This is a genomic window from Streptomyces sp. NBC_00873 (assembly GCF_045207415.1).
Lineage (GTDB): Bacteria > Actinomycetota > Actinomycetes > Streptomycetales > Streptomycetaceae > Streptomyces.
Genome location: NZ_CP108803.1, coordinates 3,433,646 through 3,454,500 on the forward strand (window position 1 = coordinate 3,433,646; position 20,855 = coordinate 3,454,500).

Annotated in this window: 14 protein-coding genes; 2 read left to right on the forward strand and 12 right to left on the reverse strand. The window is 67.8% G+C overall.

The genetic code is table 11. The annotated features are described in order from the left end of the window. The first annotated feature begins 33 nt into the window (after window positions 1–33). The gene (locus tag OH809_RS15380; RefSeq protein WP_406515237.1) at window positions 34–2,166 is read left to right on the forward strand and encodes an alpha/beta fold hydrolase; all 2,133 of its coding nucleotides are present in this window, start codon (window positions 34–36) and stop codon (window positions 2,164–2,166) included. Window positions 2,167–2,575: 409 nt separating this feature from the next. Here OH809_RS15380 and OH809_RS15385 read toward each other — a convergent pair whose 3' ends face one another. The 12 genes from OH809_RS15385 to OH809_RS15440 form a co-directional block, all read right to left on the reverse strand. Further along, window positions 2,576–3,793, reverse strand: coding sequence for an ABC transporter ATP-binding protein (locus OH809_RS15385; protein WP_406421854.1), 1,218 nt, complete (start codon window positions 3,791–3,793; stop codon window positions 2,576–2,578). Continuing rightward, complete coding sequence (locus tag OH809_RS15390) at window positions 3,783–4,760, reverse strand: ABC transporter ATP-binding protein (RefSeq protein WP_406421853.1); 978 nt, start codon at window positions 4,758–4,760, stop codon at window positions 3,783–3,785. Before OH809_RS15390 ends, OH809_RS15385 begins: the two co-directional genes overlap by 11 nt. A 12-nt stretch (window positions 4,761–4,772) precedes the next feature. Further along, window positions 4,773–5,747 carry an ABC transporter permease gene (locus OH809_RS15395; protein WP_406515238.1) on the reverse strand — a complete coding sequence of 325 codons (975 nt, stop codon included), beginning with the start codon at window positions 5,745–5,747 and terminating at the stop codon, window positions 4,773–4,775. Beyond that, the gene (locus OH809_RS15400) at window positions 5,740–6,663 is read right to left on the reverse strand and encodes an ABC transporter permease (protein WP_406515239.1); all 924 of its coding nucleotides are present in this window, start codon (window positions 6,661–6,663) and stop codon (window positions 5,740–5,742) included. The genes OH809_RS15395 and OH809_RS15400 overlap by 8 nt, the downstream gene beginning before the upstream one ends. Window positions 6,664–6,756: 93 nt before the next feature. After that, the gene (locus tag OH809_RS15405; protein WP_406515240.1) at window positions 6,757–8,388 is read right to left on the reverse strand and encodes an ABC transporter substrate-binding protein; all 1,632 of its coding nucleotides are present in this window, start codon (window positions 8,386–8,388) and stop codon (window positions 6,757–6,759) included. A gap of 245 nt (window positions 8,389–8,633) precedes the next feature. Next, window positions 8,634–9,782, reverse strand: coding sequence for an ABC transporter ATP-binding protein (locus OH809_RS15410; protein WP_406421849.1), 1,149 nt, complete (start codon window positions 9,780–9,782; stop codon window positions 8,634–8,636). After that, window positions 9,775–10,821, reverse strand: a complete 1,047-nt coding sequence (locus OH809_RS15415) for an ABC transporter ATP-binding protein (RefSeq protein WP_406425178.1) — start codon at window positions 10,819–10,821, stop codon at window positions 9,775–9,777. The genes OH809_RS15410 and OH809_RS15415 overlap by 8 nt, the downstream gene beginning before the upstream one ends. A 51-nt stretch (window positions 10,822–10,872) precedes the next feature. Next, window positions 10,873–11,796 carry an ABC transporter permease gene (locus OH809_RS15420; protein WP_406421848.1) on the reverse strand — a complete coding sequence of 308 codons (924 nt, stop codon included), beginning with the start codon at window positions 11,794–11,796 and terminating at the stop codon, window positions 10,873–10,875. A gap of 34 nt (window positions 11,797–11,830) precedes the next feature. Next, entirely contained in the window at window positions 11,831–12,757 is a 927-nt protein-coding gene (locus OH809_RS15425) for an ABC transporter permease (RefSeq protein WP_406421847.1), read from the reverse strand. Window positions 12,758–12,940: 183 nt separating this feature from the next. Then, a complete protein-coding gene (locus OH809_RS15430) occupies window positions 12,941–14,593 on the reverse strand; it encodes an ABC transporter substrate-binding protein (protein WP_406421846.1) in 1,653 nt (550 codons plus the stop codon). Window positions 14,594–15,409: 816 nt separating this feature from the next. Then, window positions 15,410–17,281 carry a translational GTPase TypA gene (typA, locus tag OH809_RS15435; RefSeq protein ID WP_406421845.1) on the reverse strand — a complete coding sequence of 624 codons (1,872 nt, stop codon included), beginning with the start codon at window positions 17,279–17,281 and terminating at the stop codon, window positions 15,410–15,412. 687 nt (window positions 17,282–17,968) lie between these two features. Beyond that, window positions 17,969–20,317 (reverse strand): ABC transporter substrate-binding protein, encoded by a 2,349-nt coding sequence (locus OH809_RS15440; protein WP_406421844.1) that lies wholly within the window; start codon window positions 20,315–20,317, stop codon window positions 17,969–17,971. A 284-nt stretch (window positions 20,318–20,601) separates the two neighbouring features. Here OH809_RS15440 and OH809_RS15445 point away from each other — a divergent pair, with 284 nt between their 5' ends. Further along, complete coding sequence (locus OH809_RS15445; protein ID WP_406421843.1) at window positions 20,602–20,850, forward strand: hypothetical protein; 249 nt, start codon at window positions 20,602–20,604, stop codon at window positions 20,848–20,850. Window positions 20,851–20,855 lie beyond the last annotated feature (5 nt).

Consider the following 20,855-nt stretch of genomic DNA (forward strand, 5'->3'; position numbering starts at 1 on the left):
TTCCCGCTCCGATCAGGCCCTAGGGTTCGGGGTATGACCTCGCAGAAGCTCTCGTTTCCCCGTCAGCACGCCAGAACACAGGGGTTCACCCTTGGTGCTCCGCGGGCGTTCACCGTCTCACCGGACGGGGAGCGGGTGATCTTCCTGCGGTCGGCCTCCGGCACGGACCGCACCAACCGGCTGTGGGTGCTGGACCTGGCGGACGGTTCCACGCCGAAGGAGCGGGTCGTCGCCGACCCCGAGGCGCTGCTGGGCGGTTCGGCGGAGAAGCTGTCCCCGCAGGAGCGGGCGCGGCGCGAGCGGAGCCGCGAGGGGTCTGCGGGGATCGTCGGCTATGCGGTCGACTCCGCGGCCGAGTTGGCGGCGTTCGCGCTCTCCGGGAAGGTGTACGTCGCCGAGTTGAGGGCCGGGACGGCACGCGCGCTGCCGGTACCGGGCCCGGTGCTGGACCCGCGTCCGTCGCCCGACGGGCGCCATGTCGCGTACGTATCGAAGGGCGCATTGCGCGTCGTGGGGGCGGAGGGTGACGGGGACCGGGCGCTCGCGGAGCCGGAGGACGCGCACATCTCGTACGGTCTCGCGGAGTTCATCGCGGCCGAGGAGATGCAGCGCTCGCGCGGCTTCTGGTGGTCGCCGGAGTCGGACCGGCTGCTGGTGGCAAGGGTCGACGACAGTGCGGTGAAGCGGTGGTGGATCGCCGACCCGGCACACCCCGACGGCAAGCCCGCCGAGGTCGCGTACCCGGCGGCGGGGACGCCCAACGCGGAGGTACGGCTTCTGGTGACGGACCTGGACGGGGTCCGTACCGAAGTGGTGTGGGACCGGGCCCGGTATCCGTATCTGGCGCAGGTGCACTGGTCGTCGGACGGCGCCCCGCTGATCCTGGTGCAGGCCCGTGACCAGCGCAGTCAGCTCTTCCTCGCGGTGGACACGGAGAGCGGTGCGACGCGGACGGTTCACGTCGACGAGGACCTGGTGTGGCTGGACCTGTTCCCCGGGGTGCCCGCGTGGGCGCCGGACGGGCGGCTCGTGCGGATCGTGGACGAGGGCGGGGCGCGGGTCCTCGCGGTCGGCGACCGTCCACTGACCGGGGCACAGTTGCAGATCCAGGCGGTCCTGGACATCGGTGAGTCGGACGTCCTGGTGTCGGCTTCGGCGGGCGAGGACGCGGCGGAGCCGGAGATCGGGCAGAGCCATGTCTACCGGGTCAATGAGCTGGGCGTGGAGCGGGTCTCCGAGGGGGCGGGGGTGCACTCCGCGGTCCGGGCGGGCGAGGTGACCGTGCTGGTCTCGGCGTCGCCGGAGCGGCCCGGCACGGAGGTGCGGGTGCTCCGGAGCGGCAAGCAGGTCGCGACGGTCGCGAACCACGCGGAGGAGCCGGTTCTGACGGCCCGGGTGCAGTTCACCGAGGGGGGCGCACGGCGGATTCCGTGCGCCGTGCTGCTCCCCACCGGCTATCAGGAGTCGGATGGTCCGCTTCCGGTCCTGATGGATCCGTACGGTGGACCGCACGGGCGGCGGGTCCTCGCCGCCCATAATCCGCACCTGACGTCGCAGTGGTTCGCCGATCAGGGCTTCGCGGTCGTCGTCGCGGACGGCCGGGGCGCACCGGGGCGCTCACCCGGCTGGGAGAAGGCGGTCAAGAACAATTTCGCCCTCAGCCTCGACGACCAGGTGGACGCGCTGCACGCACTCGCCGAAAGCTTCCCGCTGGACCTCTCCAAGGTGGCGATCCGCGGCTGGTCGTACGGCGGATACCTGGCGGCCATGGCCGCGCTCCGGCGGCCGGACGTCTTCCATGCAGCAGTGGTGGGTGCGCCGGTGACGGATCTGCGGCTGTACGACACGCACTACACCGAGCGCTATCTCGGCGATCCGGCCGAGCAGCCCGAGGTGTACGCGTACAACTCGCTCCTCACCGACGAGGGATTGTCCGAGGCCGCGGACCAGGTCCGGCCGATGATGATCATCCACGGGCTGGCGGACGACAACGTGGTGGTCGCGCACTCGCTGCGGCTGTCGTCGGCGCTGCTCTCGGCCGGGCGGCCGCATGAGGTGCTGCCGCTGAGCGGGGTCACGCACATGACTCCGCAGGAGCAGGTTGCGGAGAATCTGCTGCTGTTGCAGGTGGACTTCCTGAAGCGGGCACTGGGGCTGGACAGGTAGGCGGGCGTTCCGTCCTCGGTCTCCCCCCGGGCTCGAAGGCCCGGGGGGAGACCCTCGACGCCTTCCACCGGCCGGGCGGGTCCTACCAGCCCGTGGGGGCTGGGAGGGCGGCGGGGGCCCGGACGCACCGGGCTGCGGGTAGCCGTAGCGCCGGTCCTGGGCGGTGGGTGCGGGGGTGTGCTGTCGGGGAAACCTCTGCGGGCCATGGCCGGCCGCACCACCACTCCGGCGAGAGTTTCGAAGAACCACGTCGGTACCGTGAGCCGGCCCTCGGTCGGCAGGTTGAAACGGGTAACCGGCCGGAGGGACATGACAGCCCCCCGACCGGTTCACGGCACCCGCACGGCCGTACGATGTCCATGCTGACGCGTTCGTATATCGGACGTGTGACGGTCAAGTTGCCCGTGCGTCAACGTCTCCGGGGGTGCCTTCCCGGCCGCGGTGGCGCGCCTCCGGACGGGGGTGCCGGCCCGTCGCCCCTGCCCGTGCCGTCGTCGGGTGCAGCCGGCTCACCGGGCCCGCCCGGCTCCTCCGACGCCCCGGGCTCCGCCTCCGGCGCCTCCAGCAGCTCCTCCGGCGGCACCACCTGCTTCTCCTCCGCGAAATGGCACGCCGAATCGTGTGCGGCCGCGGTGTCCGTCAGCCGGAAGACGGCCGGGACCGCGAGCAGCGGCACCTCCAGTTCGCACCGCTCCTGCGCCTTCCAGCAGCGGGTACGGAAGCGGCAGCCGGAGGGCGGGTTGGCCGGGGACGGCACGTCGCCGTGCAGGATGATCCGCTCGCGGTACTCGCGCGCCATCGGGTCCGGCACCGGCACCGCGGACAGCAAAGCCTGGGTGTACGGGTGCGTGGGGTGATCGTAGATCTGCTCGTCCGTACCGATCTCGGCGAGCCTGCCCAGATACATCACGCCCACCCGGTCGGAGATGTGCCGGACGATCGAGAGGTCGTGCGCGATGAAGACGTAACTCAGGTTGAACTCCGCCTGCAGCCGGTCGAGCAGGTTGATGACCTGGGCCTGTACGGAGACGTCGAGGGCCGAGACCGGTTCGTCGGCGACGATGATCTCGGGGTTGAGGGCCAGCCCGCGGGCGATACCGATGCGCTGGCGCTGGCCGCCGGAGAACTGGTGCGGATAGCGGTTGATGTACTCCGGGTTGAGGCCGACGACATCCAGCAGGTCCTGCACCTTGCGCCGCCGCTCGCCCTTGGGCGCGACCTCGGGGTGGATCTCGTACGGCTCCCCGATGATGTCGCCGACCGTCATCCGCGGATTGAGCGAGGTGTACGGGTCCTGGAACACCATCTGGATGTTGCGCCGCACGGCCTTCAGCGCACGCCCGGACAGATTGGTGATGTCCTCGCCCTTGTACTTGATCGTGCCGGACGTCGGCTGTTCCAGATGGACGAGCATCTTGGCGACGGTCGACTTGCCGCAGCCGGACTCCCCCACGATGCCGAGGGTCTCGCCCGCGGCCAGCTCGAACGAGACACCGTCGACCGCCTTGACCGCACCGACCTGCTTCTTGATCAGGATGCCCTGGGTCAGCGGGTAGTGTTTGACGAGGTCGATGACTTCCAGAATGGGTTCGCCGCCCGCGCTCATGCTCCCCTGTTCAGCGCGCATCGAGCGTCTCCTTCCAGAAGTAGCAGGCGCTCTCGCGGTGTTCGGCCACCTCGAACAGCGGTGGCACCTCGCCGCGGCAGATCTCCTGGGCCATCGGGCAGCGCGGGTTGAAGGCGCAGCCGGGCGGGATGTGCAGCAGGTTGGGCGGCAGTCCCTTGATGGCGTACAGCTCCTGGCCCTTCTGGTCCAGCCGCGGAATCGACTGGAGCAGGCCCTTGGTGTACGGGTGGGCGGGCGCCTTGTAGATCTCGTGGACGGGGGCCGACTCCACGATCCGGCCCGCATACATCACGGCGATGTAGTCGGCGACATCGGCGACCACGCCCAGGTCGTGGGTGATCAGGATGAGGCCCATGTTGAGCTCGCGCTGGAGCTCGGCGAGGAGGTCCATCACCTGGGCCTGGACGGTCACATCGAGGGCGGTGGTGGGTTCGTCCGCGATGATCAGCGACGGTTCCAGCGCCAGCGCCATGGCGATCATGATGCGCTGGCGCATGCCGCCGGAGAACTGGTGCGGGTAGTTCCCGACCCGTTCCTTCGCGGCGGGGATGCGGACCCGGTCCATCAGCTCGATGGCCTTCAGCTTGGCGTCCTTGCGGGACGCCCCTCGGTGCACCACGAACATCTCGCCGAGCTGTTCCCCCACGCTGAGCACGGGGTTGAGGGAGGACAGGGCGTCCTGAAAGATCATGGCCATCTGCTGACCGCGGACCTTCCGGCGCTCCTCCGCCTTCAGTTTCAGCAGATCGCGGCCCTTGAAGACGATCTCGCCGCCGCTGATCCTCCCGGGCGGCATGTCGAGGATCCCCATGATCGCCTGCGCGGTGACCGACTTGCCGGAGCCGGACTCGCCGAGCACGGCGAGCGTCTCGCCCTCGGCCACCGAGTAGTTGACCCCGTTGACGGCCTTGGCCACCCCGTCCCGGGTGTGGAACTCCACATGCAGATCGCGCACTTCGAGCAACATGGCACGGGCTCCTCAGCGCAGCTTGGGGTCGAGGGCGTCGCGCACCGCGTCGCCGAGCATGATGAATGCGAGCACGGTGATCGCCAGCGCCCCGGCGGGCCAGAGCAGCATGTGCGGGGCGTTGCGGATGTACTGGGAGGCTGCGGAGATGTCGATGCCCCAGGAGACCGCCGGTGGTTTCAGTCCGACACCGAGGTACGAGAGGGTCGCCTCCAGCGAGATGTACGTACCGAGGGCGATGGTCGCGACGACGATGACCGGGGCGATGGCGTTCGGGGTGATGTGGCGGAGCAGCATCCGGCTGTTGGAGGCGCCGAGCGCGCGGGCCGCCTGCACGTAGTCGTTCTGTTTGGCGGTGATGACCGAGGCGCGGGCGATACGGGCGACCTGCGGCCAGCCCAGCAGGACGATGAAGCCGATCACAGGCCAGACGGTGGAGCCGGTCACCACGGAGAGGAAGACCAGGCCGCCGAGGACGACCGGGATGCCGAAGAAGACGTCGGTGATACGGGAGAGGATCGAGTCCCACCAGCCGCCGAAGAAGCCGGCCAGCCCGCCCAGGATGCCGCCGAGGAGCGAGACCCCGAGGGTGGCGCAGACGCCGACGGTGACCGAGGCCCTGGCTCCGTAGACGGTACGGGTGTAGACGTCGCAGCCCTGTCCGTCGAAGCCGAACGGATGGCCTGGCTGGGAGCCCTCCTGGGCCTTGCCCAGGTCGCAGTTGAGGGGGTCCTGGTCCGTGATCAGCGACGGCCAGATCGAGATGATCAACAGGAAGAGGATGATCAGGGCGGAGATGATGAAGACCGGGTTGCGGCGCAGGTCGCGCCAGGCGTCCGACCAGAGACTGCGCGGCTTCTCCGCGGGTCCGGTCCCTTCGGGGCCGCCCGGGGTCTTCTGCAGCGTCCCCCCTTCCTCGACAGCAAGGTCCATCCCCGCACCCGCTCCTCCCGCGGAGATCGCTTCGTCCGGCGCCTGCTCAGGCATAGCGGATCCTCGGGTCGAGTACGGCGTACAGGAGGTCGACGACCAGGTTGGCCGCCAGGAAGACGAGGACCAGGATGGTGACGAACCCGACGACGGTCTGGGAGTTCTGGCGCAGGATGCCCTGGTAGAGCTGGTAGCCGACGCCGTGGATGTTGAAGATGCGCTCGGTGACGATCGCCCCTCCCATCAGGGCGCCCACGTCCGTACCGATGAAGGTGACGACGGGGATCAGCGAGTTGCGCAGCAGGTGCCGGACGACGACCCGGCGCCTGGGGAGGCCCTTGGCGACGGCGGTACGGACATAGTCGGCGCGGGCGTTCTCGGCGATCGAGGTCCGGGTGAGCCGGGTGACGTACGCCAGGGAGACGGAGGCGAGAACGAGTCCGGGGACGAGCAGCTCGTTGACCGGCGCCTCCGGGGAGACGGACGGCTTGATGATGCCCCACTGGACACCGAGGAGGAGCTGGAGCAGCAGACCGGTGACGAACGTCGGGATGGAGATCACGACGAGGGTCAGGATCAGCACGGTGGTGTCGACGGGCCGGCCGCGGCGCAGGCCGGTGACGACGCCGAGGCTGATGCCGATGACGATCTCGAAGACGATCGCGACGACGGTGAGCCTGATGGTGATGGGGAAGGCGGTGGCCATCAGCTCGGTGACCTTCTGGCCGTTGAACGCGGTGCCGAAGTCGCCGGTGAAGACATTGCCCATGTAGGTGAGGTACTGCTGCCAGACCGGCTTATCGAGGCCGAATTCCGCGCGGAGTCGGGCGGCGGTCGCCGGATCGCACTGGCGCTCGCCGCAGAGACCCGCAATGGGGTCACCCATCACGTTCACCATGAGGAAGATCAACAGCGTGGTGCCGAAGAAGACCGGGATCATCTGCAGCAGCCGCCGGATCACATAACGTCCCATGAGGGGCTCCGGGGGTCGCGGGGGCAGTTGCTCGGGGATGGGGAAGCCGGGTGGCCGGTGCGGGGTGTGCACCGGCCACCCGGCTTCCGGGTCCTACTTGACCGTGATCTGCTCGTACACCGGGACGCTGAACTGGTTCAGCGAGACGTTGGTGATCCGGTCCGAGTAGCCGGCGCTGCCGTTCTGGTACCAGAGCGGGATGACCGGCATCTGTTCGGCGAGGACCCTCTCCGCGTCCTGGAACGTGGAGACGGCCTTGGCCTTGTCGGACTCGGCGTTGGCCTTGTCGATCAGGGAGTCGAACTGCTTGTTGCTCCACTTGCCGTCGTTGGACGAGGCGTTGGTGTAGTAGGTCGGCTGCAGGAAGTTCTGGATCAGCGGGTAGTCCATCTGCCAGCCCGCGCGCCAGGGTCCGGTCAGCTTCTGCTGGGAGACCTGGCTGCGGAAGTCGGCGAAGGTGCCCACCGGGGCGCCGACGCAGGCCTGGTTGTTGCCCAGCGCCTTGTTGATGCTGTTGCAGACGGCGTCGACCCACTCCTTGTGCGAGCCGGTGTCTGCGTTGTACGAGATCTTCAGCTGGCCGCCGGGGATCCCGCCGCCCTCCTGGACCAGCTTCTTGGCGCCCGCCGCGTTGTACTCGCACGGGGCACCGCAGAGCCCCTTCTTGAAGCCGCCCGCCTCGCCGAGGACCGGGGAGGTCCAGTCGGAGGCGGGAGTGCGGGTCTTCCGGAAGATCTGGCTGGTGATCTGGTCCCGGTTGATCGCCATCGACAGGCCCTGCCGGACCTTGATGCCTCCGGGGGTGTCCCACTTCTTGTCGTAGAAGGGGAAGGCGATCGTCTGGATGATGCCGGCCGGGGTGTTGATGTAGCGGTCGCCGAGGTCCGCCTTGACGTTCTTCAGCTGCGAGGCCGGTACGTCGTCGACGAGGTCGAGATTGCCGGCGACCAGGTCGGTGTAGGCGGTGTTGTTGTCCGTGTAGACCTTGAGGTCGATGCCGCCGTTCTGCGCCAAGTCGTCCCCGGGGTAACCGTCCCACTTGCGCAGGCTCATCGAGGAGCCCTTGGTGTACTTCTCGATGGTGTACGGGCCGTTGCCGACGGGCTTGGACACCCAGGCGGCGTGGTCGGTGAAGAAGCTCTTCGGCAGGGGCGCGAAGGCCGGGTAGCCGAGGGTGTCCGGCCAGAGCGAGAACTTCTGCGACAGCTTGACGGTGAAGGTCTTGGGGTCGACGACCTTGAGGCCGGAGAGCGTGGCCGCGGAGGCCTTGCCGGTGTCCGGGTGGACCTTGTCGTAGCCGTCGATGTAGCCGAAGAAGTAGGCGTTCTTCTGATTGTTCTTCAGCAGGGCGCCGTAGTTCCAGGCGTCCACGAACGAGTTTGCCGTGATCTTCTCGCCGTTGCTGAAGGTCCAGCCGTCCTTCAATGTGACGGTGAAGTTCTGCGAGTCGGTGGACTCGATCTTTTCGGCCAGCATGTTCGTGGCCGCACCGGTCTTCGGGTCGTACTTCTTCAGCCCCCGGAAGACCATGTCGAGGACTTTGCCGCCCTGCACCTCGTTGGTGTTGGCGGGCTCCAGCGGGTTCTGCGGGTCACCCCAGGAGGCGCTCACCATCCCATTGGCGCCGCCACCCCCGCCACCACCGCCGCCCCCGCCGCAGGCCGTCGCCGTCAGGGCAACGGCAACCGCGCAGGCGGCCCACTTGGCCGGTGTGGCTCCGCGCATGGAAAGCCTCCTTATCGGTCCTCATCGCACGTAGCGCCAAATATCACCTCATCAACAGATCAACGCATCAGCACTACGGCCGTCCGTGTTTCCCCGTCACCGGAACGGCCGCAGCAGCCCGGTCGAAGTCCGGCACCTGGACATACGCCTGCCGGGACCGCCCGGAGTGACTGCGCGGGCACACGACAGGGCGCCCGGAACCGTGTTCCGGGCGCCCTGTCGTTGTTATGTCTGCCGAGGCAGAATCATGCCGCGCCGACGACGTCCTTCTCCTCGGCGAAGTGGCAGGCCGACTCATGCGCGGCCGCGGTCTCCGAGGCCTTGAAGCGCTCGGGGACCGCCAGCAGCGGCTCCTCCGTCGCGCACTTGTCCTCGGCCTTCCAGCAGCGGGTGCGGAAGCGGCAGCCCGACGGCGGGTTCGCCGGTGACGGGACGTCACCGGTCAGAATGATCCGCTGGCGGCCCTCGCGGGCCTCCGGGTCCGGAACCGGGACCGCCGACAGCAGCGCCTGAGTGTAGGGGTGTGTCGGGTGGTCGTAGATCTGCGTCTCCGTACCGATCTCGGCCATCTTGCCGAGGTACATGACGCCGACCCGGTCGGAGATGTGCCGGACGATCGACAGGTCGTGCGCGATGAAGATGTAGGAGAGGTTGAACTCGTCCTGCAGCTTCTCCATCAGGTTGATGACCTGCGCCTGGACGGAGACGTCCAGGGCCGAGACCGGCTCGTCGCAGATGATGATCTCCGGGTTGAGCGCAAGGCCGCGGGCGATGCCGATGCGCTGGCGCTGGCCGCCGGAGAACTGGTGCGGGTACCGGTTGATGTACTCCGGGTTGAGGCCGACGACATCCAGCAGGTCCTGGACCCTGCGCCGGCGGTCGCCCTTCGGGGCCACCTCGGGGTGGATATCGAAGGGCTCCCCGATGATGTCGCCCACCGTCATACGGGGGTTGAGCGACGTGTACGGGTCCTGGAACACCATCTGGATGTTGCGGCGTACGGCCTTGAGCGCGCGCCCGGACAGCTTGGTGATGTCCTGGCCCTTGAAGAAGACCTCGCCCGCGGTCGCCGTCTCCAGCATCATCAGCACCTTGGCGACGGTGGACTTGCCACAGCCGGACTCACCGACGATGCCGAGAGTCTCGCCCTGGTGCAGGTCGAAGGAGATGCCGTCGACCGCCTTGACCGCGCCGATCTGCCGCTTGAGCAGGATGCCCTGGGTCAGCGGGAAGTGCTTGACCAGGTTGCGCACCTGCAGGATCGGCTCGCCGCGCTCGACCGGAGCGTTGATGGCGGCCACGGCCTCCTCGGCCGTCGCGGCATCCACCGTCTCGACCTCGGTGACGTTCGGCGTGGCGTCCATGGGCGCATCGGCCTTGTTGAGGTCAGCCATGGAGCTGCTCCTTCCAGAAGTGGCACGCGCTGCCGCGGCCGACCAGCTCGCCACCGTCGAGCTCGGTGACCGGCAGCAGGTCCGGAACATCGGTGCGGCAGATGTCCTGCGCCTTGGGGCACCGCGGGTTGAACGCACAACCGGCCGGAATCTTCAGCAGGTTGGGGGGCAGGCCCTTGATCGCGTAGAGCTCCTGCCCCTTCTGGTCCAGGCGCGGGATCGAGTCGAGCAGACCACGCGTGTACGGGTGGGCCGGCCGCTTGTACAGCTCGCCGATCGGCGCGGTCTCGACGATCCGGCCCGCGTACATCACCGCGATCTTGTCCGCGACATCGGCAACTACACCGAGGTCGTGGGTGATCAGGATGAGACCCATGTTGTACTCACGCTGCAGCTCCGCCAGCAGGTCCATGACCTGGGCCTGAACGGTGACGTCCAGGGCCGTGGTGGGCTCGTCCGCGATGATCAGGTCCGGCTCCAGGGCCAGCGCCATAGCGATCATGATGCGCTGGCGCATACCGCCGGAGAACTGGTGCGGGTAGTCGCCCACCCGCTGCTTGGCGGCGGGGATGCGGACCCGATCCATGAGCTCGATCGCCTTGATCTTGGCGTCCTTGCGGGAGAGCCCCAGGTGCGCCCGGAACATCTCGCCGAGCTGGAAGCCGACGGAGAGGACCGGGTTCAGCGAGGACAGCGCGTCCTGGAAGATCATCGCCATCTTCGCGCCGCGCAGCTTGCGCCGCTCGCTCTCCGGCAGCTTGAGGATGTCCTCGCCATGGAAGAGCACCTCGCCGTGCGAGATACGTCCGGGCGGGCTGTCCAGGATGCCCATGATCGCCTGCGCGGTCACGGACTTGCCGGAACCCGACTCGCCGAGCACGGCGAGCGTCTCACCGGCGTTGACGCTGTAGCTGACTCCGTTGACGGCCTTGGCTATGTCGTCACGGACCTTGAATTCCACATGCAGATCGCGCACTTCGAGCAGGGGCGCGGTGTCGGCCGCCCCGGTGCTCGAGGTGGCCATGTCGACCGTGGTCATGCCGTCACCTTCGTCCTGCTTGCTCACATTGGTTCGACTCATGGGGGGACCTCACCGGAGCTTCGGGTCGAGCGCGTCGCGCAGACCGTTGCCGAGGAGGATGAAGCCGAGGCACGTGATCACGATCGCGATGCTCGGGTAGGTCCACATGAAGTCCTTGACGCCCATGAAGTCCTTGCCGGCGGCGATCATGTTGCCCCACTCCGCGACTTCGGGGCTGACGCCGACGCCCAGGTAGGAGAGCGAGGCCTCCGCGACGATCGCGATACCGACGTTGCTGGTCGCGTAGACCAGAACGGCAGTCAGCGAGTTGGGCAGGACGTGCTTACGGATGATCCTCGCCTTGCCGGCCCCCAGCGCGGCGGCGGCATGGACATAGTCCATCTCGCGCACCGACAGGATCTGGCTGCGCAGCAGTCGGGCGTAGGTGGCCCACGAGAAGATGCCCAGCGAGAGGACGACGGGGAGCACGCCGCGTCCCATCAGCAGGATGATGACGATGGCGCCGATGAGCAGCGGGAAGGCGAAGAAGACGTCTGCGATGCGCATGATGATCGAGTCCGTGATCCGGCCGAAGTAGCCGGCCAGGGAGCCGAAAATGATGCCGAGCCCGGCGGCGACCAGGATCGACGCGACGCCGACGATCACCGCGATGCGGCTTCCGTAGATCAGACGGGACAGCTGGTCCCGGCCGAGGGAATCGGTACCGAGAAGATGTGCGCCGCCGGGGGACTGCAGGGTTGCTGTCAGGTCCTGCTTCAGCGGATCGTGGGGGGCGAGAAGTGGCGCGAATATCGCCACCACTATCAGGACGGTCAGGATGCCCAGGCCGACAACTGCCAGCTTGTTGGCGAAGAACCGGGCGCGGATGTCGGCCCACTGGCTGACCTTCGCGACATTCGGCTCGGCACCCTGTGCCGCCGCGGCGGGATCGGCCGCCGTCGGCTCCTCCGTGCCCGTGACGAGCTCAGTCATGGTGTGACTCCTAGTTCGGGACGACCCTGCCGGGTCAGGAGAGGCGGATGCGCGGGTCGAGGGCTGCATACAGCAGGTCGACGATCAGGTTCAGCACGACGAAGATCGCCACACTGATCGTCACCACCCCCACGATGATGGGGTTGTTGTTCTGCTGGATCGCCTGGATCAGCGCGAGCCCGATTCCGTCCCAGTTGAAGATCGTTTCGGTGAGGATCGCGCCACCGAGCAGGGTTCCGAAGGAGATGCCCAGATAGGTGATGACCGGGATGACCGAATTCCGCAGGATGTGCCGAGTGAGAATGGTCCGGCGGGGAAGGCCCTTGGCCACGGCCGTCTTGACGTAGTCAGCGCGCAGCACTTCGAGCATGGCGCTCCGGGCCAGCTGCGCCACCAGCGCGGCGTCGATGATGGCCAGCGTCATCGCGGGAAGGATCATCGATTTGAAGCTGCCGTCGGCGAGGAGGTCGAACCAGCCCAGCTTGATCACGAAGATGCTCTGCATCAGCATACCCAGAACGAACGTAGGGATACCGATGGCGGCGGTGGTGAAGAACGTCACCGACACATCCCAGACCGAGTATCTCCGCATCGCCGCGAGGATGCCGGCGGCCATGCCGATGACGATGTCGAACACGATCGCCGTGATGGCGAGCTTGCCCGTGTTCACCAGCTTCGGCTGCAGGATCTCCGTGACCGGGCGGCCCTGCGTGAAGTCCTCGCCGAGGTCACCCTTTGCCAGCTTGGCCACGTAATTGCCGTACTGCACGACCAAGGGTTTGTCGAGCCCGTACCGCTCGTGCAGCTCCTTGATCACGGCCGGGTCGCGCGCCTTGTCGCTGCCCGCGATCTGACCCACGGGGTCTCCGGGGAGCACGAACAGGCACACGAACAGGACCATCGTCGCGCCGAGCACGACCACAACCAACTGGCCGAGCCGACGCGCCACATACCTACCCATGACTTGCCTTTCTACCTCACTGCCACACCTGAGCAGCCATCCGCGCCCCGGGTGGGGACGGGGTCGGGACGGGAGGGCGGATCGCACCGCTCCCGACGGTCGTCGGGGGCCGTGGCGAGCGAGCCCGAACTCGAGCTTGACGCCACGGCCCCCGGTTACACCGCATTCACAAGCGGCGGTTGATCACTTCAGGCTGATCTCGGCGAGGTTCGGGTCCTCATGGAAGTCCATCTTGAGGTTCGCCCACTTCTTGGTGTTGGCGAGACGGAGCTGAGTGCGGTTCCACAGCGGAATCAGCGCAACGTCGTCCATGGCGACCTTCTCGGCCTCCTTGTAGATCTCGTTGCGGGCCGCCAGGTCCTTCTCGCCACGGGCCTTGGTCAGCAGAGCGTCGAACTTCTTGTTGCTGTAGCGGGCGCGGTTGTCACCGGTGACCTTGCCCGACGCGTCCTTGTTGATGGACGCGGTGTCGAGCAGCGGGTACAGGAAGTTGTCCGGCGTCGGGTAGTCCGCGCCCCAGGCGAAGCGGTACATGCCGGTCGCCTTCGGCTTCTGCTGGTCGGCCAGGAGCTCGGCGAAGGGCTTGCCCTGCGCGTTGACCTTGAGGCCGAGGACGTCCTTCAGCTGCTGCGCAACGGCCTGGATCCACTCTTCGTGGCCCGCGCCCGTGTTGTAGCCGATGTCGACCGTGGTGCCCGGCTTCAGGCCGGCCTCGGCGGCGAGCGCCTTGGCCTTCACCTTGTCCTGCTTGATGCAGGACGTGCAGAGGTCCTTGGTGTAGACGTCCGCGAAGGCCGGCGGCAGGATCGTCGTCGACTTGGTCATCGTCCCCTGGAAGACGCCCTTGATGATGGCGTCCCGGTCGATCGCGTACGAGACGGCCTCACGCGCCTTCGCCGACTTCAGCGGACCGTTGTCGGCGATCGGGAGGAGATAGTTCATGCCATTGGCGTCAACCGCGATCCACTCACCCTGGGGCTCGTACTTGGCCTTGGCGGCCGGCATCTGCGGAACCGGCATCCGGGCCCAGTCGAACTGGCCGGACTGGAAGCCCTGGTACTCAAGGGTCACGCCGTTGCTCGAGTTCAGAATGCTGACCTCGACCTTGTCGATCTTCGCCTTGGTCAGACCGTAGTCGTCGTTACGAACGAGCGTGATCTTCTTGTTGTGCTCCCACTTGCCCTGCAGCTTGAAGGGGCCGTTGCCGATCGGGGCCATGTTGAACGCCGCGTTCTTGCCGTCACCCGCCACCTTCGGCACGGGGCTGAACACGGTGTGGGTGGTCTTGGTGTCGAACTCGAAGTCCGGAGCGGAGAGCTTCACCTGAAGGGTGTTCTCGTCCACGGCCTTCAGACCGGAGAGGGAGTCGGACTTGCCGGCCTGGACATCGGCGAAGCCATCGATGCCACCGAGGTGGTAGGCCACGTCCGAGGCGGACTTCTTCTGCGCCACGCGGTTCCAACCACGGATGAACGCCTCGGCGTTCACCGGCTCACCATTGGTGAACTTGGTGCCACCCTTGATCTTGAAAGTCCAGGTCTTGCCGTCGTCGCTGACTTCCTTCGACTCGGCGAGCGCCGGGATGACCTTGCCGTCGGCCGTGGGCTCGTACAGGCCGGTGAAGAGGTTGTCCGTGACGAGGATGCCCTCGGACTCCTGCGCGTTGTACGGGTCGATCGCGACCGGCTCGGTGATGCCGATCTTGAAGGTGCCGCCAGACTTGCTGGAACCACCCTCGTTCTTCTTGTCACCGCTGTCGCTGCCACCACAGGCGGTCGCGGCCAGCGCGATAACAATCGCCCCCGCGACCCACTTGGCGCTGTTGGCACCACGCATGGGTTTCCTCCTCATGAGTCCACTTGTTCACTGCAAGAGGGGGCAACCGATGTCGCGCCGACACCCCTGACGGCGAAGATCAGTTACCCCAGTGTGCTCGTGAGTCGGCGCTCCCCAAGGCGCGTGACCCATTGACCCGAGCTCAATGGAGCCAACTATTGAGTACAGCCAGGCTGTAAACCACACTTAAAGGGTCTCGGTTTGACAACATCAGGCGTGCGTGCGGCTCGAAATCCGGACAAAGCGATCCCAGACAGACACCCCTGAAACGGACTGTTAATACGCGATTCGGAGAGCGACGGTCGATAACCGGACGATCGAGCCACGAAACTAAGTTGACCGACCGCGTCCGGAAGTGCCCGTACGGCCTCGCGGAGCACAGGACACCGGCGCGGCCCCCCTCCCCTCACAGGGACGGACGCCGGGCCGTCAACTACGGTCCGCTCAAACCGAAGCCGCTACGGGCACCACGCATGGACCGCGCGCTGCACCGTGCCGGACTTGCTCTTCGTGGCGCAATTGATGGCGCCCTCCGCCGACTTGCTCCAGCTGACCACCTAGCCGTATCCCACACTCATGGACACTCCCCCATTTTTGCTTGCTTATGCGAACCTCGGTCTGACACCCAAGAGCGCTGGACCACAAGGTATTTGAGAGATTCCCAGGTGTCATGGGGAACGAGTGCACACATCACAATCGGGAACGTAGAGCCGAAAGCACATTCCCCGTCGCACACAAGTGCTGAAGTGGCAAGGAAAGACCCGGCCCCCCGCACAGCGTGCGGGGGGCCGGGTCTCGAACCGGACGTGCGTCAGGTCAGCGCTTGGCGCGCGACGCGGCGCGGCCGCGCTCCTTCTGGTCCAGGACGACCTTGCGGATACGCACGGTCTCCGGGGTCACCTCGATGCACTCGTCCTCGCGGCAGAACTCCAGGGACTGCTCCAGCGACAGCTTCCGGGCCGGCACCACGTTCTCCGTGGTGTCCGCGGAGGCGGCACGCATGTTGGTGAGCTTCTTCTCCTTGGTGATGTTCACGTCCATGTCGTCGGCACGGGAGTTCTCGCCGACGATCATGCCCTCGTAGACCTCGGTGCCGGCCTCGGTGAAGATGACACCGCGCTCCTGCAGGTTGACCATGGCGAACGGGGTCACCGAACCCGCGCGGTCCGCGACCAGCGAGCCGTTGTGGCGGGTGCGCAGCTCGCCGAACCACGGCTCGTGGCCCTCGAAGATGGAGTGCGCGATGCCCGTACCGCGGGTCTGCGTCAGGAACTCCGTACGGAAGCCGATGAGGCCGCGGGACGGGACGATCCACTCCATGCGGACCCAGCCCGAACCGTGGTTCGTCATCGTCTCCATGCGGCCCTTGCGGGTCGCCATCAGCTGCGTGATCGCGCCGAGGTGCTCCTCGGGGGAGTCGATCGTCATGCGCTCGATCGGCTCGTGCGTCTTGCCGTCGACCTGCTTGGTGACGACCTCCGGCTTGCCGACCGTGAGCTCGAAGCCCTCACGGCGCATCTGCTCGACGAGGATGGCCAGCGCGAGCTCGCCGCGGCCCTGGACCTCCCAGGCGTCAGGGCGCTCGGTGTCCAGGACGCGGAGCGACACGTTACCGATCAGCTCGCGGTCGAGGCGGTCCTTCACCTGGCGGGCGGTGACCTTGTGGCCCTTGCCGCCCTTGCCGACGAGCGGCGAGGTGTTCGTACCGATGGTCATCGAGATGGCCGGCTCGTCGACCGTGATCAGCGGCAGCGCGACCGGGTTCTCGGGGTCGGCCAGCGTCTCGCCGATCATGATGTCCGGGATACCGGCGATGGCGCAGATGTCGCCCGGGCCCGCCTTCTCGGCCGGCTTGCGGGTGAGCGCCTCGGTCATCATCAGCTCGGTGATGCGGACGTTGGACATCGTGCCGTCGCGCTTGATCCAGGTGACGGTCTGCCCCTTGCGCAGCTCGCCCTGCTCGACGCGGCAGAGCGCGATACGACCGAGGAAGTTGTCGGCGTCCAGGTTGGTGACGTGGGCCTGCAGCGGCGCCTCGTCGTCGTACTCCGGAGCCGGGACGTGCGCCAGGATCGTGTTGAAGAACGGCTCGAGGTTCTCGCTGTCGGCCGGGACGGTGCCGTCCTCCGGCTTGGTCAGCGAGGCGACGCCGTCGCGGGCGCAGGCGTAGACGATCGGGAACTCGATCTGGTCCTCGTCCGCGTCCAGGTCCAGGAACAGGTCGTACGTCTCGTCGACGACCTCGGCGATCCGGGAGTCGGGACGGTCCGTCTTGTTGATGCAGAGGATGACCGGCATCTTCGCGGAGAGCGCCTTGCGCAGCACGAAGCGGGTCTGCGGGAGCGGGCCCTCGGAGGCATCGACGAGCAGCACGACCGCGTCCACCATCGACAGACCGCGCTCGACCTCGCCGCCGAAGTCGGCGTGGCCGGGGGTGTCGATGATGTTGATCGTGATCGGGTCCCCGCCGTCCTTGGGGTGATACTTCACCGCCGTGTTCTTGGCGAGGATCGTGATGCCCTTCTCACGCTCCAGGTCGTTCGAGTCCATCATGCGTTCGTCGAGGTGCTCGGCGGCGTGCGCGGCGAAGGCGCCGGCCTGCCTCAGCATGGCGTCGACCAGCGTGGTCTTGCCGTGGTCGACGTGGGCGACGATGGCTACGTTACGGATGTCGTGGCGCGTGGGCATTGGGTGGCTTGCGCTTCTCTCGGATCGTGGGATCAGGCGTCTCAGTCGGTCTCAAGTCCTCGTACGCCCGCCGGGCGGACACGCCACGGCTACCCCCCATGGTACGGGCCTGTCGCCGTGGCGGCTTCCTGGGCAAGGGTTACCAGCCGCTCACAGACGGCGACCCGCGCCGCCGGCTGCGCGGGCCGCGGCCGGGCCGTTCTCGCCGAACGCCTCGTCACAGCCGACTACTCAGGTACCCGAAACCCTTCAGTTCGCCACATGTCCGACGGTCTGCCCACCCTTCGCTCGCCCGCTGCGGAGGAGCGGAAATCGGCCTCGACCAGCCGGAGGGTGCTGTACACCACATACCGGCCGCGCGGCCGGGGCCCCTGTCCGCCGCCTTCCGGACCGGAGGCGTCTCCCCGCCCTTCTATGCGGTGGCAGCTCATCGCCCTCGCGCTTCGTGTTTCTGCCCCCGTGGTCGTGTCTTCCGGTGAATTTCACCGGCGGTCATGGACACGCTCCCGGCTGGGGGCGGCTCGACGCGGCAGTTGGGCGACTTCGGAACCGGAGGGGATGCGCAGTGCGGGGGGCGTCCGCGCATTGGTTGCCCGGGTCAACAGGTAGCCACGACCTTGCCCGCCGAGTGCCTCGGCGGGCAAGGGAATTGAGCCGCTTCTGAGCTTTCGCTGCGGTCCTGACCTGCTACTTCTTACGATTCGCGGGGGATCCTGCCGCTTGCGGCTTCTTGAAACCGATGTCCTGGTAGTGCGGGGCTCCGAAGCCGAAGGCGCCGACATTCGCAAGCTTCTTGTCGGTGGCCACGAGCTGCGGGCGCTGATACAGCGGAATCGATCCTGCAGCCGCCCAGATCCGGGCGTCCGCCTGCTTCATCAGGTCCTGGGCAGCCCCCTCGTCGAGTTCGGAGACCGCCTGGTCGAAGAGCTGGTCGATGTGGTCCGTACCGACGCGGGTGTAGTTCTGCTCGACGAGCAGCGAGCCGTCGGTGGCAGGGACCGGCTTGGCGAAGATCGGCCGGTCGTCGGTGGCCGGGTAGGCGGTGGCGGGCCAGGAGTACAGGGCCAGGTCGTAGTCGCCGGAGGCGACATGGTCCTTGAAGTAGCTGGCGTCCGAGACCTTGATGATCTCGGTGCCGATGCCGACCGAATCGAGCATGGCCGAAATCTTGTCCCCCACGGTCCGCAGCGACTCCGAGCCGGGTCCGGACGGCAGGACGAAACGCAAGGTCAGCGACTTGCCGTCCTTGCCGAGGGGGCCACGGACGGAGTCGGCGGCCTTGGCCGGGGCCGCCGGAGCCGCAGTCCCCGCGGGGGCGTAGGCGCCGACGGCGCCGCCCGGCCCGCGCTCCTGGGCGGTGACCTTCTCCCGGGTGCCCTCGGCAGGGCTGGTATCGGTGCGGGCGTCGGCGTACGCGTCCGAGAAGGTTCCGGCCTGGCGCAGCAGTGCGGCGCTCTGGACGGCGGCGACCGGAGCGGGGGCGAGGACGCGGCTGAATCCTTCGCCGTCACCCGGCTTGTTGTCGCCGTCGGTCTTCGCGGCCTTCTCTTCCTTCGTGGCCTTGTCCGCCTTCTCCTCAGCCGCCTTGCCCTTCTTCTCCTCAGCTGCCTTGTCCTTCGTCTTCTCGCCCTCGCCGCCCGCCTTTGTGCCGCTGGGCTTCTTCGCCGCGCCGTCCCGGGTCCAGCCGGCGTCCGCCAGCAGCGCCCGCGCCGCCCCGGTGTCCTGGTCGCCGAGCGCCCCGCTGTTGTCGTGGTAGCCGCGCTGTCCGGCCACTGCCAGATGGCTGCCGAGCGGGGCAGCGGGCAGGCCGAGCGGACTCAGTACGGCGTCGGCGAGCTCCTGGCGGTTCAGGGCCCGGGCGACCGCGCGGCGCACCCGGTTGTCGGCCAGTGGCCCGGACTCGCCGTTCAGCGCGAGCTGGGTGTAGGCGGGCTCCAGCGACTTGCGGAGAACGAAGGCGCGCAGCCCGTCCTGCTCGGAGGCGTACACCTCGGCGGCTGCCCTGGTCTTCTCCCTGGCCGCCCGGGCGACCGCCGCCGCGTTCTCGTCCGAGCCGTGCGCCACGGCCCAGGAGCGCATCGCCGCGGCCGGGCCGGTCTCCCAGCCGGGGCCGTGGGTGAGCGGTTGCCCGTTGCCTCCCTTGTCCCGTCCCGCCGCCACGATCCGGTGCGCCGCCGCCGCGTCGACATCGGCGACGTCGACCTTGCCCTCGACCAGCGCCGCGGTGCGGTCCTGCGGCTTGACCGCACGGAAGACGATCGAGTCGAGCTTCGCCTGACCGCCCCACCAGCGCGGGTCGCGGACCAGGGTGATGGCGCCCTTCCCCTGGTCCACGCTGCGCAGCCGAAAGGGTCCTGCGGTGGCCTTGAGCGTGGTCCGCGCTCCGTCGTTGAAGGCGTCCGGGGAGCCAGTCATCTCCTTGGGGTACAGCGGGGAGAAGAGGGAGCGCCAGTCCGCGTACGGCTTGGCGAAGGTGACCCGGACCTCCAGGTCGTTGGCGCCGCGCTCGATCCGTTCGATCCGCTCGTAGCCGGCGTTGCGGGCGGTCCAGAACGCCGAGTCCTTGCCGCTCAGCGCCCGCCACTGGGCGACGAAGTCGGGGGCTCCGATCTCCCGGCCGTCGCTCCAGACCGCCTGCTGATCGAGCCGGTAGAGCACGACCTGCTTGGGCTCGCTCTCGACAACCTTTGCGGATTTCAGATAGTCCCGGTTCATCTGCGGGGTGCCCTTGGCGTCGAGCGGGAAGAGCGTCGGCAGCAGTGCCCCGGTGATGCGTGTGGTGGTGGCGTCGGCGTCCGCCTGGAAGGCGTTGAAGGTCGCGGGCATCGCGTCGATCGCCCAGTTGACCGTGCCGCCCTCGGCGACCTGGCCCCGGCCCGCGGGGGCTACGTCCTGTGGAACGGCAATGGCGGCGGTGGCCTCCTCGTCCGAGCTGCCGCACCCGGCGAGCGCGGGGATCGTGAGCACACCCGCGACAAGGAGCGCGAGCGGGCGGCGCTTTCCGACCATCCCGCGCGGGACGGCGACGTGGGACATGGCTGATACCTCCGGGGCCGGCCCGGCCCACCCGTACTCGAATGGACCAGATGATGCGTACTTGGTGGCATTGGCTGTTGATCGCACTAGTTCCGCTCATCCAATGAAGGTGCCCACGCGCGCGAGACGGCGCAGACACGGCGCACGGCCCGCGAACCTCACCTGTGCGGCGGAGCACCGGGCAAAGACGGGGCGGCCCGCTCCCTTCCCAAAGGGGATGTGACGCGCGACACTCGCATGCGCATGAGCATTGCCACCCGCTACCGCGGAGGTGAGAGCAAGTCATGTCACTGCAGGACGAGTTGACTGCTGTTCAGCACTGCCTCGACGACCTGGTCCGCACCGTCGGACGGCTGGAGCGGAGCCTTGCGCAGCTGCGCGCGGCCGACACCGGTCGGCAGCCACCCGGACCCACCGCCGGCACCGACCCCGTCGACGGAGTCATCACGATCACCGAGGCGCCGTACGACGCCACCCTGTGGACGGACTCGGACGACGAGGGTCTGGGCGTCCGCGGCAGGCACGCCCCCTAGGAGAG

Bases quoted from the DNA above. Each gene is read 5' to 3' on its own strand.
- OH809_RS15415 (WP_406425178.1), bottom strand. From the start codon at position 10,821: ATGACCACGGTCGACATGGCCACCTCGAGCACCGGGGCGGCCGACACC.
- OH809_RS15425 (WP_406421847.1), bottom strand. From the start codon at position 12,757: ATGGGTAGGTATGTGGCGCGTCGGCTCGGCCAGTTGGTTGTGGTCGTG.
- OH809_RS15430 (WP_406421846.1), bottom strand. From the start codon at position 14,593: ATGCGTGGTGCCAACAGCGCCAAGTGGGTCGCGGGGGCGATTGTTATC.
- OH809_RS15390 (WP_406421853.1), bottom strand. From the start codon at position 4,760: ATGTTGCTCGAAGTGCGCGATCTGCATGTGGAGTTCCACACCCGGGAC.
- OH809_RS15410 (WP_406421849.1), bottom strand. From the start codon at position 9,782: ATGGCTGACCTCAACAAGGCCGATGCGCCCATGGACGCCACGCCGAAC.
- OH809_RS15380 (WP_406515237.1), top strand. From the start codon at position 34: ATGACCTCGCAGAAGCTCTCGTTTCCCCGTCAGCACGCCAGAACACAG.
- OH809_RS15385 (WP_406421854.1), bottom strand. From the start codon at position 3,793: ATGCGCGCTGAACAGGGGAGCATGAGCGCGGGCGGCGAACCCATTCTG.
- OH809_RS15445 (WP_406421843.1), top strand. From the start codon at position 20,602: ATGTCACTGCAGGACGAGTTGACTGCTGTTCAGCACTGCCTCGACGAC.
- OH809_RS15440 (WP_406421844.1), bottom strand. From the start codon at position 20,317: ATGTCCCACGTCGCCGTCCCGCGCGGGATGGTCGGAAAGCGCCGCCCG.
- OH809_RS15400 (WP_406515239.1), bottom strand. From the start codon at position 6,663: ATGGGACGTTATGTGATCCGGCGGCTGCTGCAGATGATCCCGGTCTTC.
- OH809_RS15405 (WP_406515240.1), bottom strand. From the start codon at position 8,388: ATGCGCGGAGCCACACCGGCCAAGTGGGCCGCCTGCGCGGTTGCCGTT.
- OH809_RS15395 (WP_406515238.1), bottom strand. From the start codon at position 5,747: ATGCCTGAGCAGGCGCCGGACGAAGCGATCTCCGCGGGAGGAGCGGGT.
- OH809_RS15420 (WP_406421848.1), bottom strand. From the start codon at position 11,796: ATGACTGAGCTCGTCACGGGCACGGAGGAGCCGACGGCGGCCGATCCC.
- typA (WP_406421845.1), bottom strand. From the start codon at position 17,281: ATGCCCACGCGCCACGACATCCGTAACGTAGCCATCGTCGCCCACGTC.